Genomic DNA, 13693 nt, shown 5'->3' on the forward strand with positions numbered 1-13693 from the left:
GCTGTGAAAACCTATTGGAATCACAGAAACCATGCCCGCCAGCCCCCGCATTCCGGATCTGCGCCACATCAGCGGACGCCTGCGCCTGCGTCACCTGGACTTGCTGCAGGCCCTGCACACGCTAGGAAGCGTGCACAAGGCCGCGGCCCGCCTGGGCATGACGCAGCCCGCCGCCAGCAAGCTGCTGCTGGAGCTCGAAGACATGTTCGGCGTGGCCCTCTTCGTGCGCTCGCGGCGGGGCATCACGCCCACGGCCTTCGGGCAGGCGCTGGCGAGCAAGACGGACGTGTTGCTGGCCGACCTGGCCGGGGCCAGGAACGAGATCGCCGCGCTGGCCGCCGGCGCCCGCGGCCGCATCCGCGTGGGGGTGCAACCGGTGGCGCTGCCGGTGCTGGTGCCGCGCGCCATTCAGCGCATGCGGCTGGATCATCCCGGCGTCACCGTCATGCTGCAGGAAGGCGCGCACGACGCCCTGCTGGCCAGCCTGGCCCGCGGCGAACTGGATTGCGTGCTGGGACGGCTGATGCTGGGCGCGGCCCAGGCCATGTTCCGGACAGAGGTGCTGTACGACGAGCCGATCTGCGTAGTGGCGCGCACGGGCCATCCCCTTGCGCGCTCCACCCGCATCACCGCCGCCGCCCTCGCCCGCCAGGACTGGATCCTGCCGCCGCCGGACGCGCCGCTGCGCCAGCGCATCGACGCCTATTTCGCACAGCAGGGCCTGGCCCTGCAGGCGCCGGTCGCGGAATCCGTGTCGCTGCTGGCCAATGAAGTCCTGCTGCGCGGGGCCGACATGCTGGCGGCGATGCCGCGCGCGGTCGCCCATCACTACGCCGACCTGGGCGTGTTGGCCATCCTGAAGTTCAAGCCGGACTGGAGTTTGCCGGCCGTGGGCGTGGTGCAGCGCGCGCACGTGGAGCCCGCCCCCGCGCTGGCGCGCTTCCTGGATGCCCTGCGCGGCGAGGCCAGCGCGCTGCAGGACAGCGTGGAATGAAAAACGCACCCGAAGGTGCGTTTGCGGCCGGGTGGCGCGTTCTGTCTAGGAGCGCCCGGCGATGCTTCCGCCGCCGTCCACGCCCAGCACCTGGCCCGTGATGAAGCCGGCGTCGTCCGACAACAGGAAGGCAATGGCCGCGGCCACTTCGGCCGGGGTGCCCAGGCGTTTCATGGGCACCGACGCCAGGGCGCGCTTTTCGTTTTCGCTGCCTGCCGGGCGGGTGGCGCGGAACATTTCGGTTTCGATCGGGCCGGGCGCGACCGCGTTGGCCGTGACGCCGTATTCGGCCAGTTCCAGCGCCCAGGTGCGGGTGCAGCCTACCAGCGCGCTCTTGGCGGCCGAATAAGCGGTGCGTTCGAGCCCGCCATGGATGGCGCGGCTGACGACGTTGACGATGCGGCCGGCGCGGCGCACTTTCATGGATTCGATGAATGCCTGGGTAACCTGCACCGCCACGCGCACGTTCAGGTCCAGCACGTTGTACAGGGTGGCCAGGTCGATTTCGCCCAGCGGCTGTGGCGATACGATGCCGACATTGTTGACCACGGCGTCGACGGGGAATTTCTCGCGGATTTCGCGCAGGACCTCTTCGGTGCGGCCGGCGTCCGCCAGGTCACAGGCGTACAGGTAGCCCGGGAAATCGACGTCCGTCGTGTTGCGCGCAATGCCAACCACATGACAGCCCATGTCGGACAACCGCTGAGTAAGCGCCCAGCCTATGCCTTTGGTGGCGCCCGTAATGAGCACGCATTTGTCCTTCATGGATTAAACCTCGCAGTCTGTAATCTTGGTCAAAAACGGGCGCTTGAGCGCCCGGTTTCCCCAGTAGACACCATCCGGCGCCGCCTGTCTTGTTTATTGCGCAGCAATTATTGCACTCTGGACGCCCCCGCCTCAGGCGTCCCGGGTGACGGGCACGCGCGGCGCCAGGGCGCAGAGCAGCTCGTAGCCGATGGTGCCCGCCGCGCGGGCCACTTCGTCGACGGAGGGGCCGTCTTCGCCCCAGAGCGACACGGGCGACCCGACGCCCGCGGCGGGCACGGGCCCCAGGTCGACGACCAGCATGTCCATCGACACGCGGCCCAGCAGCTGGGTGCGGATGCCGGCCACCACCACCGGCGTGCCGGTCGTGGCGTGGCGCGGGTAGCCGTCGGCGTAGCCGCAGGCCACGATACCGATGCGCATGGCGCGCTCGGCGCGGAAGATCGCCCCGTAGCCGACCGAATCGCCTGCCTTGATCTCCTGCACCGCAATGATCTCGGAACTGAGCGACATGGCCGGCTTCAGGCCGAAGGCGGACGCTTCGGCGTCCGCGAAGGGCGAAGCGCCGTACAGGCAGATGCCGGGCCGGACCCAGTGCATCTGGCTTTCGGAACCGACGGCGATATCGGCGAAGCGCAGTGCGGCGGCGGAATTGCAGACACTGATGGCGCCCGGCAGCTTATGCGTCACCGAATTGAATACGCTGAGTTGTTCGTTGACGCCCTGCGGGCCGTCGGCGCACGCGAAATGGGTCATCTTGCCCACCGAGCCCAGCGTGCCCTGCTGTTGCAGCAGCATGGCGCGTTCATGGGCGGCGGGATAGGCGGCCGGGCTGAAGCCCAGCCGGTTCATGCCGCTATTGAGCTTGAGCATGATGTCCACGCGCCGCGTGACGCGGGCGCGGGCCAGCATGTCCAGCTGTTCCCGGTGATGCACCGTGGTGCTGAGGTGGTAGCGGTCGATGATGTCCAGGTCGGCCGGGCTGAAAAAGCCCTCGAGCAGCAGGATTGGCCCGCCCCAGCCGGCCTCGCGGCAGCGCACGGCCTCGTCCAGGTCCAGCATGGCCAGGCCCTGCGCCTTCGAGAAACCCGCCACGGCCTGTTCGATGCCGTGGCCGTAGGCGTTGGCCTTGATGACCGCCCAGATGGACGGGGGCAGCCCGGAGGCGGCGGCGGCGGTCTGGTCGAGGTGGCGGCGCACGGCGGCAAGGTTGTGCGCAAGGGCGGAAACGGAAACGGTGGCGGATATGGGGCGCGGCATGATGTGAGATCCTGTGGCGTCCAAGTCTAACTGATCCCCGCGCCCGCGGCATTGCGCCAAACCGGGGCCAAACGACTACTCTAAAATGGGCCGACGCGGCGCCCGGCGCCGCATCCGTACATCACGCGCAGTTCAACGGGCCCCGTCCATGTCCATCGATCACTACGAAAACTTTCCCGTCGCCTCGCTGCTGCTGCCGCGCAGGCTGCGCGGCGCCGTGACCGATATCTACCGGTTTGCGCGCGCCGCGGACGACATCGCCGACGAAGGCAGCGCGACCGACCCGGAGCGCCTGGCCCAACTGGCTGCGTTCCGCGCCGAACTGCACCGCATCGGCGCCGAACCCGGCACGCCGCCGGCCCCGGGCCTGCCGCCGCTGGCCGACATCTTCGCGCCGCTCGCCCAGACCATCGCCCGGCACCAGTTGCCCATCACGCCGTTCTACGACCTGCTGTCCGCGTTCGAGCAGGACATTTCGGTCAAGCGCTACGAGGACTACACCACGCTGGCGGACTACTGCACCCGGTCGGCCAACCCGGTCGGACGGCTGATGCTGCACCTGTTCGACGCCAGCACCCCGCAGAATATCGCCGAATCGGACGCCATCTGCACCGGCCTGCAGCAGGTGAACTTCTGGCAGGATGTGCGGGTGGACTGGCACAAGCACCGGGTCTACCTGCCCCAGGAAGACCTGCGCCGGCACGGCGTCTCGGACGAAGACCTGGCCGCCTGCCGCCTTACGCCCGAGTGGCGCGGGTTGATGGCGTTCGAAGTGGAACGGACCCGGGCGCTGCTACACTTCGGCGCTCCGCTGGCGCGCCGCCTGCCGGGCCGCATCGGCCTGGAGCTGCGCATGGTGGTGCAAGGCGGGCTGCGCGTTCTGGAGCGTATCGAGGCGAGCGGCTACGATGTATTCATGAATCGCCCCGAATTGGGCGCCAAAGACTGGGCCATCATGTTGTGGCGCTCCATCAAGTAACAGGCCGTGCCTAATGACCCCTGACGAGTATTGCCAGGAGAAAGCCGCCAAAAGCGGTTCCAGCTTCTACTATTCCTTTCTGTTCCTGCCGCCCGAGCGGCGGCGCGCCATTACGGCCCTGTACGCGTACTGCCGCGAAGTCGACGACGTGGTCGACGAATGCACCGACCCGTCGCTGGCCCGCATCAAGCTGGCCTGGTGGCGCACGCAAGTCGACCAGATGTTCGACGGCAAACCCGACCACCCCGTCACGCGGGCGCTGCAGCCGCACCTGCAAAGCTGTTCGATCACCCGCGACCGTCTGCTGGCCGTTGTGGACGGCATGGAAATGGACCTGGACCAGACCCGCTACCTGGACTGGCCGGGCCTGCGCAAGTATTGCTGGCATGCGGCCGGCGTGGTGGGCGAGCTGTCCGCCGGCGTATTCGGCTATTCCGACCCCAAGACCCTGGTGTACGCGGAAAAGCTGGGCCTGGCGTTCCAGTTGACCAACATCATCCGCGACGTCGGCGACGACGCCCGCCGCGGCCGCATCTACATCCCGGTCAACGACATGCAGAAGTTCGAGGTCAAGGCTTCGGACATCCTGAACGGCGAATATTCCGACCGCTTCAGCGCACTGATGAAGTTCCAGGCGGACCGCGCCCGCGAGCTCTACCGCGAGGCGATGAGCAATCTGCCCGAATCCGACCGCCGCGCCCAGCGCCCGGGCCTGATGATGGCCGCCATCTATCACGCCTTGCTGGACGAGATCGAGCGCGACAACTGGCAGGTGCTGCACCAGCGCATATCGCTCACGCCCCTGCGCAAACTCTGGCTCGCCTGGAAGACCTGGGTCAGCGGCGGACGCGGCCTGGTCCGCCGGTTGGCGCGGTGAAGGCCGCGGTCATCGGCGCGGGCTGGGCCGGCCTGGCGGCCAGCGTCGCCCTGCGCGAAGCCGGCGCCAAGGTCACGGTATTCGAGGCAGGCCACACCCCGGGCGGACGCGCACGGCGCGTCTATCACGGCGACTTCGACGCCCCGCTGGACAACGGCCAGCACCTGCTGTCCGGCGCCTACAAGCAGACCCTGGCGCTGATGCGCCGCGTGGGCCGCAACCCGGACGCCCTGCTGATGCGCCGCCCCCTGAAGCTGGCCAGCCTGGACGGCCGCTTCAACCTGTCCGCCCCGCGCCTGCCCGCGCCCCTGCACATGGCCGTGGCCATCCTGCGCGCGCGCGGCCTCTCGTGGGCCGACCGGCTGGCCGCGCTGCGCCTGATGCGCGGCTTGAAAGCCATGTCCTGGACGCCCCCGCGCGACTGGACCGTGCTGCATCTGCTGCACTATCACGCGCAGTCCGACGCGCTGATCCGCCAGGTGTGGGATCCGCTTTGCCTGGCCGCGCTGAACACCCCCATTGCCACCGCCAGCGCCGCGCTGTTCGCGCGCGTGCTGCGCGACGCCTTGGCCGGCAGCCGCGAAGACAGCGACCTGCTGCTGCCCTGCACGGACCTGTCGGCGCTGTGGCCGGACGCCGCCGCGCGCCAGGTCACCATGCGCTACGGCAGCACGGTGCGCCAGCTGCATCCGTCCGACGACGGCATCGACATCAACCAGGAACGCTTCGACGCCGCCGTGCTGGCGGTGCCGCCCACGTTCGCGGCCCGCCTGCTGGAGGCGCCGCTGCGCGAAGCCGGCGCCACCGGCCTGCTCGATGCCCTGAAGGCCTTCGACTACCTGCCCATCGCCACGCTCAACGTGCGCCTGGCCGAACCCTGGCGCCTGCCCGAACCCATGATGATGCTGCGCGAAGACGCGGCCCGCGGCCACGCTGGCCAGTGGCTGTTCGACCGCGCCCAGCTGGCCGGCGACACCAAGGCGGGAGAGCTGGCCGTGGTGGCCAGCGCGGCCAACGGCATCGGCGAACGCAATCGCCGCCAGGCCATCGAGGCGATGATCGACCAGGTCGCCGAACAGGCCGCCAGCCATCCGCAGCGGCTGCCGCCCATGCCCGAAGTGTCGGCGGCGGAGCTGTTCATCGAAAAGCGCGCCACCTTCGCAGCCGTCCCCGGCCTGCACCGGCCGCTCAATTCCACCCCCTGGCCGACGCTGGCGCTGGCCGGCGACTGGACCGACACCGGCTACCCCGGCGTGCTGGAAGGCGCCGTGCGCAGCGGCCTGCAGGCGGCGCGCGTGCTGAATCCCCGGGCGAACTGAAACGGCGGAGCGGACCCGTCCATCCGCCCGTCTCTCCCCCTATACTTGTATTGTCCTCAATACAACATATCAGGAGACAAATCATGCCGGGACTGCATCGTTTCGCCGCGGGTTGCGCGCTGGTGGGCGCACTCGCTTTACCGCTTGCCCCCGCCCTTGCGCAGGGCGACGCCATCAGGCTGGTGGTGGGCGCCCCGCCGGGCGGCACCACCGACACGGTGGCGCGCAGCATCGCGCAACATATGACGCTGGACCTGAAGCGCCCCGTCGTGGTCGAGAACAAGCCGGGCGCCGGCGGCAACATCGCCGCGGACTACGTCGCCAAGAGCAATCCCGACGGCAACACGCTGCTGGTCACCTTCACCAGCTTCTCCATCAACGCCACGCTGTACCGCAAGCTGCCGTTCGATCCGGTTGCCGACTTCACGCCCATCAGCATGCTCGCCAACGTGCCCAGCGTGCTGGTCGTGCGCAAGGACTTCCCCGCCCGCACCATGCCGGAGTTCGTATCGCTGGTGAAGGCCAGCCCCGGCAAGCACACGATGGCGCTGGGCGCGATCGGATCGTCGCTGCACATGGCCGGCGAGCGCATGAAGATGATGGCTGGCCTGGACATCCTGAACGTGCCGTACAAGGGCACGGCGCCCGCCATCACGGACCTGCTGGGCGGCCAGGTGGACATGATGTTCGCCAGTTCGCTCAATGCGTTGCCGCACATCAAGAGCGGCGCGCTCAGGGCGCTGGGCGTCACCAGCCCGCAGGCGCTGCCGCAGTTCCCCGGCGTGCCGCCCATCGGCGACACCATCAAGGGCTTTGAATCCAATGCCTGGTTCGCGCTGTTCGGCCCCGCCAAACTGCCGGCCGACAAACTGGCGGCTCTGAACGCCGCGGCGCGCAAGGCGGTCGATACGCCCGAATTCCGCGAACTGCTCGAACGCGAGGCCGCCAGCGCCGTCAGCAGCAGCCCGGACGAGCTGGGCGCCTTCGTGCGCCAGGACATCGAACGCTACGCCGAAATCGTCAGGTTCACCGGCGCCACGGCCGACTGAACGTCCTACCCCAGGAGCCCCGCCCATGTCCGCCAGCCCGCTGCCGCTTTATCACAAGGTCTACCTGTTGCTGAAGCAGCGCCTGCTGGCGGGCGGGTTCGGCATGGATGCCGCCATGCCCGGCGAAAACGCCCTGGCGGCCGAATACGGCGTGTCGCGCCTGACCATCAGGCGCTCGCTGGATGCGCTGCAGTCCGATGGACTGATCGAGCGGCGCCAGGGACGCGGCACGTTCCCCGCCCGGCCCGCGCAGCAGCCGGCCCCGCCGCACGAGGCCGGCATCGACGCCTTGATGGCGCATCTGGCCCGCATGGGCATGCATACCCAGGTGCGCCTGCTGGAGCTTGCCACCGCGCCGGCGACGCCCCTGGTAGCGGCGCGCCTGGAACTGCCGGAAGGCTCGCCGGTGCAGCGCGCGGTGCGAGTGCGCAGCCACGAAGGCCAGCCGTTCTCGCACCTGACCACGTTCGTGCCCGACGACATCGGCCGCCGCATCCGCCGCAAGGACCTGGGGTCCAAGCCGCTGCTGGCCATCTTCCGCGACCTGGGCGTACGGGTAGCGGATGCCGGGCAATCAATATCCGCCGTGCTGGCCGAACCGGACGTAGCCGAGCTGCTGGACGTACCGGTGGGATCGGCGCTGCTCAGCCTGCATCGCGTGGTGCGCGACGAGTCGGGCCGCCCCGTCGAATGGCTGCACGCCCTGTACCGGCCCGACCGGTATGAATATCGGATGAACATGCAGGCGCGCGACCTGCCCGGCCAGCCGGACTGGCTGCCGGCGGCCGTTGCGCCGCCCGACTGCGCTTGATGCGCGCCGCGCCCGGACCTGCCCGGCCCCGGCGCGAAAGGCCGCCTGCGCCTAGCGCAGCAGGCTGACGGTGGCGATGCCGGCTGCGGTCAGCGCCAGCGAACCGGCCAGGCTGAAGCCCGCATAGCTCAGGGCGCTGGTGTAGGCGCCCCGCTCCAGCATCGCCACGGTCTCCGCCGAGAACGTCGAAAACGTGGTCAAGCCGCCCATGAAACCCGTGATGACCCCCAGCCGCACCCACGCCGGCCATTCGGGATGGCCGGACACCAGCGCCAGCGCCAGGCCCACGAAGTAGCCGCCGGCCAGATTCACCGCCAGGGTGCCCCAGGGCCACGACGCGGCGTTCAGCCACAGGCTGACCAGCCAGCGGGTCCAGGCGCCCAGGACGGCGCCCACACCCACGGCCAGGAAATTCAGGGGAACCAGCGTTTGATAGGCGGACATGAAGATCAGGAATCGGCGTGTTGCTTGAGGCGGAAGGAAAAAACCAGCAGCAGTATGCCGAAAAATACGGCGTAGATGCCGATCACCCACACCAGCGCCAGTGCGCCGGCGCCCGGCTGCATGATCAGCATGGCGCCGAAAATGACCGACACCAGCCCTGCCAGGCCCAGCAGCCATTCGTTGCGGATGGCCTTGCGGAAGCGCACGGCGGCGATGATCTGGAACACGCCGGCCACCACCGCCCAGATCGCGATGATGTAGAGCAGGATCAGCGCGGTCAGCCCGGGCCAGAGAAAAGTCACGATACCCGCCGCCACGCCCAACAGGCCCACGATGATCAGGGCCCAAAGCGGCTTGCCTTGGTCACGGATGCGGAACCCGGCAATGAGCGCCAGCACGCCGTCCACCAGCGCGAAAGCGCCCCACACCAGCACCAGCGCCGACAACGTGATGGCCGGCATGAACATGGCCATGAAACCGAACAGGATGGCGACGACGCCGCGCAGCGCCACCCATCCCCAATGACGGCCGATTTGATCCACGACTTGCTGTTGCAGCATGACGACCTCCGTTGTTTGCAAAGGGTGGCCTATCTTATCCCCGCCGGGCGGCAGGCGCACGCGGCCTTCTGCGCCGCACCTGGCTGGACCGCAACGCCGGGGCCGAAATCGACTGAAATTTCCATGTGCGCGCAGGCCCCGCTTTTATAAGAGTAATTCTCATTAAATGTTAGAATCCGCGGCTTCCTGAACGTGATTCCATGGACACCCAGCCTTCCCCCCGCCGCCGGGCCTACTGGCTCAAGACACTGCACCAGTGGCACTGGATCAGCTCTGCGCTCTGCCTGCTGGGAATGCTGTTGTTCGCAATTACGGGACTGACGCTGAACAACGCGTCGCACATCGAATCCAAGGCCGTGGTGACCAGCCGCGAGGCGCATCTGCCTGACGCCGTGCTGAAACAGCTGTCCGTTTCCCCCGAACTCAAGAAAGCCCCGCTGCCCGCCCCCGTGGCCCAATGGCTGGACGACGCGCTGGACGCGTCCACGGCCGGCAAGCCCGCCGAGTGGTCGGCCGATGAGGTCTACCTGTCGCTGCCGCGCGCCGGCGGCGACGCCTGGCTGTCGATCGACCGGGCCAGCGGCGACGTGGAATACGAACGCACCGACCGCGGCTGGATTTCCTACCTGAACGACCTGCACAAGGGCCGCAACACCGGCCTGGCCTGGAGCTGGTTCCTGGACATCTTCGCCGTCGCCTGTCTGGTGTTTTCGCTCACTGGACTGGTCCTGCTCAAGATGCACGCCGGCAACCGCAGCGCGACCTGGCCCATGGTCGGGCTGGGCCTGGTGATTCCGCTGGTGCTGGCCCTGCTGTTCATTCACTGATTCCACCGATCCGCCCTGGAGATTTCCATGCGCAAGTTGCTGTTGTCGGCCCTGTTGGCCGGCATGATCGCCCGAACGGCCCAAGCGGCCGACATCGGCCTGTCCATCGAGGTGCCGCGCCTGGACGTGGCCGAGTACCACCGTCCTTACGTGGCAATCTGGATCGAGAACCCCGACCAGAGCGTCGCCACCGACCTGGCGGTCTGGTACGACGTGGCCAAGAAGAACAACGAAGGCACCGAGTGGCTCAAGGACATGCGCCAATGGTGGCGCCGCAGCGGCCGCAACCAGCAGTTCCCGGTGGACGGCGTCAGCGGCGCGACCAAGCCCGTGGGCAAACACGCGCTGAGTTTCAACGCGGCCAGCAAGCCCCTGTCCCAGCTCAAGCCCGGCCAGTACGCCGTAGTGGTCGAGGCCGCGCGTGAAGTCGGCGGCCGCGAGCTGGTGCGCATCCCCTTCCAGTGGCCGCCGCAGAAGGCCGAGCAGCTTGCCGCGCGCGGCGAACACGAACTGGGCGCCATCGCGCTCGACCTCAAGCCCTGAACCCCTACCGCCCTTAAGGAACGCAACGATGAAATCCGCCGCCAAACTGGCCGCCGCCCTGGCGCTGTGCCTGCCCTTTGCCGCCCAGGCGCATGACGTCTGGATCGTGCCGTCCTCGACGGTGCTGTCGGGCACCGACAGCTGGGTCACCGTGGACGCCGCCGTCGGCAACGACAAGTTCTACTTCAACCACGCGCCGCTGCGCCTGGACGGCCTTGCCGTCACCGCGCCGGACGGCAGCGCCGCCGAGGCCGAGAACGTCAACCGCGGTAAGCTGCGCAGCACCTTCGACCTGCAGCTCAAGCAGAGCGGCACCTATCGCGTGGCCGTGGTCAACGACGGCGTGTTCGCGCGCTGGAAGGAAGACGGCAAGAACAAGCGCTACTTCGGCAAGGCCGAAGGCCTGGCGCAGGCCGTGCCCGCCAAGGCCGACGAGCTTGAAGTCTCGCAAAGCCTGGGGCGCGTGGAAACCTTCGTGACCGCTGGCAAGCCGTCCGCCGTCAAGCCCGTGGGCCGCGGCCTGGAGCTGGCCCCCGTGACGCACCCGAACGACCTGTTCACCGACGAGGCCGCCACGTTCCAGATGCTGCTGGACGGCAAGCCCGCCGCCGACCTGGAAGTGAATGTCGTGCCCGGCGGCAGCCGCTATCGCGACAAGGTCGGCGAAATCCAGATCAAGACCGACAAGGACGGCAAGTTCTCGGTGAAATGGCCGCAGCCCGGTCTGTACTGGATCGAAGCCGGCATGGAAGACGCCAAGGTCAGCGTGCCGCAGGCCAAGAAGCGCCGCCTGTCGTACGCCGGCACCGTCGAAGTGCTGCAGCCGTAAGCATTGGCCTCGCGCTTGACGGACGCCCCTTCCTACGCCCAGCGCGGCGCGCCGGCCCCGGCCATGCGCGTCGCCTATGGCGCCATGCCGGCGCGCCCCGCCGCGCTGGCCGGCGCCACCATGGGCACCACCTGGTCCGCGCGCATGGCGCTGCCCGCCGGGCTTGCCGAAGCGTCGGCGCGCCAGGCGGTCCAGGCCGCGCTGGACGAGGTGGTGGCGCAGATGAGCACCTGGGAAGCCGATTCCGACATCACGCGCTATAACCAGGCCGGCCCGGGCTGGCAGGCCATTCCCGCCGAATTCTTCCATGTGCTGCGCCATGCGCTGCTGCTGGCCGACGATAGCGGCGGCGCGTACGACCCCACGGTGGGGCCGCTGGTGAACGCCTGGGGTTTCGGGCCGCACCAGCGCGCCTTCGAGCCGCCCTCGCCCGCCGCCATCGAGGCCGCACGCGCCCGCTGCGGCTGGCAGCGCGTAGCGCTGGACGAAGCCGGGCAAGCGGTCCACCAGCCAGGCGGCGTCTATCTGGACCTGTCGTCCATCGCCAAGGGCTATGGCGTGGATCGCGCCGCGATGGCGCTGGACGCCCTGGGCGTCGCCAATTACCTGGTTGAAGTGGGCGGCGAGCTGCGTGCGCGCGGAAAACGTCCGGACGGACACGCCTGGCGCGTGGCCATCGAAGTCCCCGACGCCAGCGACGACCACGCGCTGGCCCTGCCCTTGAACGATTACAGCATCGCCACGTCCGGCGATTACCGGCGTCATGCGGGCGCGGGCGATGCGCGCTATGCCCACACGATAGACCCGCGCACCGGCCAGCCGGTGCGCAACCAGGTGGCTTCGGTGACGGTGCTGCATCGCGGCTGCATGCAGGCCGACGCGCTGGCCACCGTGCTGACAGTGCTGGGCGAGACCGATGGCCTGGCCTACGCCCGCCGCCATGATCTTGCGGCCCTCTTCATCCTGCGCGAACCCGCCGCCTGGCGCGTCGCCGCCACGCCGGCGTTCCAGGCCCTGGCCGAGTCCCGCTGAACCTCCATGACCCAGACCCGGTTGATCGCGGCGGCGTGCGTGGTGCTGGCTTGGCTGCTGCTATGCCTGTGGGCCTGGCGCCGCGCCCGGCGGCACGAGGCGCAGCAGGCGCTGGCGCTGCAGGCCCTGAACGCCCCCGCCCCGGAAGACACCCTGCTGGTCGCCTACGCCAGCCAGACCGGCTACGCCGAATCCCTGGCCGCGCAGACCGCGGACTCGCTGCGCGCGGGCGGGCTGAACGTGCGCGTGGCTTCGATGGACCAGCTGGACCTGGCGCGCCTGGCCGCGTACCGCCGCATGCTGTTCGTGGTCAGCACCTACGGCGAAGGCGATCCGCCCGACGCGGCGGCGGCCTTCGCCGGACAGATGCAGCAGGCCCCCGGCGCCGGCGCGCTGAAGGGCGCGCAGTACGCCGTGCTGGCGCTGGGCGACAGCGAATATGCGCAGTTCTGCGGCTTCGGCCACCGGTTGAACGACTGGCTGCACGCCCAGGGCGCGGCGCCGCTGTTCGACCTGGTCGAGGTCGACAACGACGACGCGGCCGCGCTGCGGCATTGGCAGCACCACCTGGGCCTGCTGGCGGGCCGCAGCGACCTGCCCGACTGGGAAGCGCCGGTCTACGAATCCTGGCGCCTGGCGGACCGGACGCTGCTCAATCCGCACAGCCAGGGCGGCCCGTGCTACCTGCTCACCCTGACGCCGCCCGCCGAAGGCCCGCGCCCGTGGCAGGCCGGCGACATCGCCGAGATCGGCCCCAGGCTTGAACGCGGCGGCCCCTTGCAGCCGCATCGGGAATACTCCATCGCCTCGCTGCCGGAAGATGGCGCGGTCCAGCTGCTGGTGCGCCAGATGCGCGGCGCGGACGGCGAGCTGGGGCTGGGTAGCGGCTGGCTCACGCATGTTGCCCAGGCCGGCGACGAGATCGCCCTGCGCGTGCGCGCCAACCGCAATTTCCATGCCCCTGCGGACGCGCGTCCGATGATCCTGGTGGGCAACGGCACCGGCCTGGCCGGGCTGCGCGCCCTGATCAAGTCGCGCCGCGCCGCCGGCCACCGCCGCAACTGGCTGGTCTTTGGCGAACGCAATGCCGCAAACGACTGGTTCTGCCGGGAAGAGATCAACGGATGGCGGGAAGACGGCACGCTGGAACGCGTGGACGCCGTGTTCTCCCGCGACCAGGGCGAACGCCGCTACGTGCAGCACCGCCTGCGTGAACAGGCGGACGAGGTGCGCGCCTGGCTGGATGCCGGCGCCGCCATCTATGTGTGCGGCAGCCTGCAAGGCATGGCCGGCGGCGTGGATGCCGCGCTGCAGGACATCCTGGGCGCGGAGCGCCTGCAGGCCCTGCAGCACACCGGCCGCTACCGGCGCGACGTGTACTGAAAACGCAAAGCCCGGCCCGCA

General features: G+C 69.1%; 15 protein-coding genes. 11 read left to right on the forward strand and 4 right to left on the reverse strand.

Features of this window, described 5'->3' with window-relative positions:
• The first annotated feature begins 31 nt into the window (after positions 1–31).
• Positions 32–994: a LysR family transcriptional regulator gene (locus KYC_RS07530; protein ID WP_008160579.1), complete on the forward strand. Its 963-nt coding sequence runs from the start codon at positions 32–34 to the stop codon at positions 992–994.
• 45 nt (positions 995–1039) lie between these two features.
• On the opposite strand, the gene KYC_RS07535 is transcribed toward KYC_RS07530, so the two are convergent.
• Together KYC_RS07535 and alr are read right to left on the reverse strand one after the other, a co-directional pair.
• On the reverse strand, positions 1040–1759 hold the full coding sequence (locus tag KYC_RS07535) for an SDR family oxidoreductase (protein ID WP_008160582.1): 720 nt from the start codon (positions 1757–1759) through the stop codon (positions 1040–1042).
• Positions 1760–1891: 132 nt separating this feature from the next.
• The gene (alr, locus tag KYC_RS07540; protein WP_008160584.1) at positions 1892–3019 is read right to left on the reverse strand and encodes an alanine racemase; all 1128 of its coding nucleotides are present in this window, start codon (positions 3017–3019) and stop codon (positions 1892–1894) included.
• Between the two features lie 148 nt (positions 3020–3167).
• On the opposite strand from alr, the gene hpnC reads away from it, so the two are divergent.
• The 5 genes from hpnC to KYC_RS07565 all read left to right on the forward strand — a co-directional run bounded on the left by hpnC (position 3168) and on the right by KYC_RS07565 (position 8054).
• Entirely contained in the window at positions 3168–3998 is an 831-nt protein-coding gene (gene hpnC, locus KYC_RS07545) for a squalene synthase HpnC (RefSeq protein ID WP_008160586.1), read from the forward strand.
• Between the two features lie 13 nt (positions 3999–4011).
• Positions 4012–4875, forward strand: coding sequence for a presqualene diphosphate synthase HpnD (hpnD, locus tag KYC_RS07550; protein WP_008160588.1), 864 nt, complete (start codon positions 4012–4014; stop codon positions 4873–4875).
• Positions 4872–6194, forward strand: coding sequence for a hydroxysqualene dehydroxylase HpnE (gene hpnE / locus KYC_RS07555; protein ID WP_008160590.1), 1323 nt, complete (start codon positions 4872–4874; stop codon positions 6192–6194). Before hpnD ends, hpnE begins: the two co-directional genes overlap by 4 nt.
• A gap of 83 nt (positions 6195–6277) precedes the next feature.
• Positions 6278–7243, forward strand: a complete 966-nt coding sequence (locus KYC_RS07560) for a tripartite tricarboxylate transporter substrate binding protein (RefSeq protein WP_008160591.1) — start codon at positions 6278–6280, stop codon at positions 7241–7243.
• Between the two features lie 25 nt (positions 7244–7268).
• Positions 7269–8054: a GntR family transcriptional regulator gene (locus KYC_RS07565; protein WP_008160593.1), complete on the forward strand. Its 786-nt coding sequence runs from the start codon at positions 7269–7271 to the stop codon at positions 8052–8054.
• Positions 8055–8105: 51 nt separating this feature from the next.
• Here the strand turns inward: KYC_RS07565 and crcB are convergent, their stop codons facing one another.
• Entirely contained in the window at positions 8106–8498 is a 393-nt protein-coding gene (crcB, locus tag KYC_RS07570; protein WP_008160595.1) for a fluoride efflux transporter CrcB, read from the reverse strand.
• 5 nt (positions 8499–8503) lie between these two features.
• On the reverse strand, positions 8504–9058 hold the full coding sequence (locus tag KYC_RS07575) for an HdeD family acid-resistance protein (RefSeq protein ID WP_008160597.1): 555 nt from the start codon (positions 9056–9058) through the stop codon (positions 8504–8506).
• A gap of 200 nt (positions 9059–9258) precedes the next feature.
• On the opposite strand from KYC_RS07575, the gene KYC_RS07580 reads away from it, so the two are divergent.
• The 5 genes from KYC_RS07580 (at position 9259) to KYC_RS07600 (ending at position 13672) form a co-directional block, all read left to right on the forward strand.
• Positions 9259–9885, forward strand: a complete 627-nt coding sequence (locus KYC_RS07580) for a PepSY-associated TM helix domain-containing protein (protein ID WP_008160600.1) — start codon at positions 9259–9261, stop codon at positions 9883–9885.
• A 27-nt stretch (positions 9886–9912) separates the two neighbouring features.
• The gene (locus tag KYC_RS07585) at positions 9913–10428 is read left to right on the forward strand and encodes a DUF2271 domain-containing protein (RefSeq protein ID WP_008160602.1); all 516 of its coding nucleotides are present in this window, start codon (positions 9913–9915) and stop codon (positions 10426–10428) included.
• Between the two features lie 28 nt (positions 10429–10456).
• Positions 10457–11257 carry a DUF4198 domain-containing protein gene (locus KYC_RS07590; protein WP_008160604.1) on the forward strand — a complete coding sequence of 267 codons (801 nt, stop codon included), beginning with the start codon at positions 10457–10459 and terminating at the stop codon, positions 11255–11257.
• A 63-nt stretch (positions 11258–11320) separates the two neighbouring features.
• Positions 11321–12289 carry an FAD:protein FMN transferase gene (locus tag KYC_RS07595; RefSeq protein WP_043517854.1) on the forward strand — a complete coding sequence of 323 codons (969 nt, stop codon included), beginning with the start codon at positions 11321–11323 and terminating at the stop codon, positions 12287–12289.
• A gap of 6 nt (positions 12290–12295) precedes the next feature.
• On the forward strand, positions 12296–13672 hold the full coding sequence (locus tag KYC_RS07600; protein ID WP_008160610.1) for a sulfite reductase subunit alpha: 1377 nt from the start codon (positions 12296–12298) through the stop codon (positions 13670–13672).
• Positions 13673–13693: the final 21 nt, after the last annotated feature.

Source organism: Achromobacter arsenitoxydans SY8 (assembly GCF_000236785.1).
In the GTDB taxonomy this organism is placed as follows: Bacteria; Pseudomonadota; Gammaproteobacteria; order Burkholderiales; family Burkholderiaceae_B; genus Achromobacter; species Achromobacter arsenitoxydans.

Coding starts and splice junctions, on each gene's coding strand:
- KYC_RS07585 (WP_008160602.1), top strand. CDS start 9,913: ATGCGCAAGTTGCTGTTGTCGGCCCTGTTGGCCGGCATGATCGCCCGA.
- KYC_RS07590 (WP_008160604.1), top strand. CDS start 10,457: ATGAAATCCGCCGCCAAACTGGCCGCCGCCCTGGCGCTGTGCCTGCCC.
- hpnC (WP_008160586.1), top strand. CDS start 3,168: ATGTCCATCGATCACTACGAAAACTTTCCCGTCGCCTCGCTGCTGCTG.
- KYC_RS07565 (WP_008160593.1), top strand. CDS start 7,269: ATGTCCGCCAGCCCGCTGCCGCTTTATCACAAGGTCTACCTGTTGCTG.
- alr (WP_008160584.1), bottom strand. CDS start 3,019: ATGCCGCGCCCCATATCCGCCACCGTTTCCGTTTCCGCCCTTGCGCAC.
- KYC_RS07595 (WP_043517854.1), top strand. CDS start 11,321: ATGCGCGTCGCCTATGGCGCCATGCCGGCGCGCCCCGCCGCGCTGGCC.
- KYC_RS07580 (WP_008160600.1), top strand. CDS start 9,259: ATGGACACCCAGCCTTCCCCCCGCCGCCGGGCCTACTGGCTCAAGACA.
- KYC_RS07575 (WP_008160597.1), bottom strand. CDS start 9,058: ATGCTGCAACAGCAAGTCGTGGATCAAATCGGCCGTCATTGGGGATGG.
- KYC_RS07560 (WP_008160591.1), top strand. CDS start 6,278: ATGCCGGGACTGCATCGTTTCGCCGCGGGTTGCGCGCTGGTGGGCGCA.
- crcB (WP_008160595.1), bottom strand. CDS start 8,498: ATGTCCGCCTATCAAACGCTGGTTCCCCTGAATTTCCTGGCCGTGGGT.
- KYC_RS07535 (WP_008160582.1), bottom strand. CDS start 1,759: ATGAAGGACAAATGCGTGCTCATTACGGGCGCCACCAAAGGCATAGGC.
- KYC_RS07530 (WP_008160579.1), top strand. CDS start 32: ATGCCCGCCAGCCCCCGCATTCCGGATCTGCGCCACATCAGCGGACGC.
- hpnD (WP_008160588.1), top strand. CDS start 4,012: ATGACCCCTGACGAGTATTGCCAGGAGAAAGCCGCCAAAAGCGGTTCC.
- KYC_RS07600 (WP_008160610.1), top strand. CDS start 12,296: ATGACCCAGACCCGGTTGATCGCGGCGGCGTGCGTGGTGCTGGCTTGG.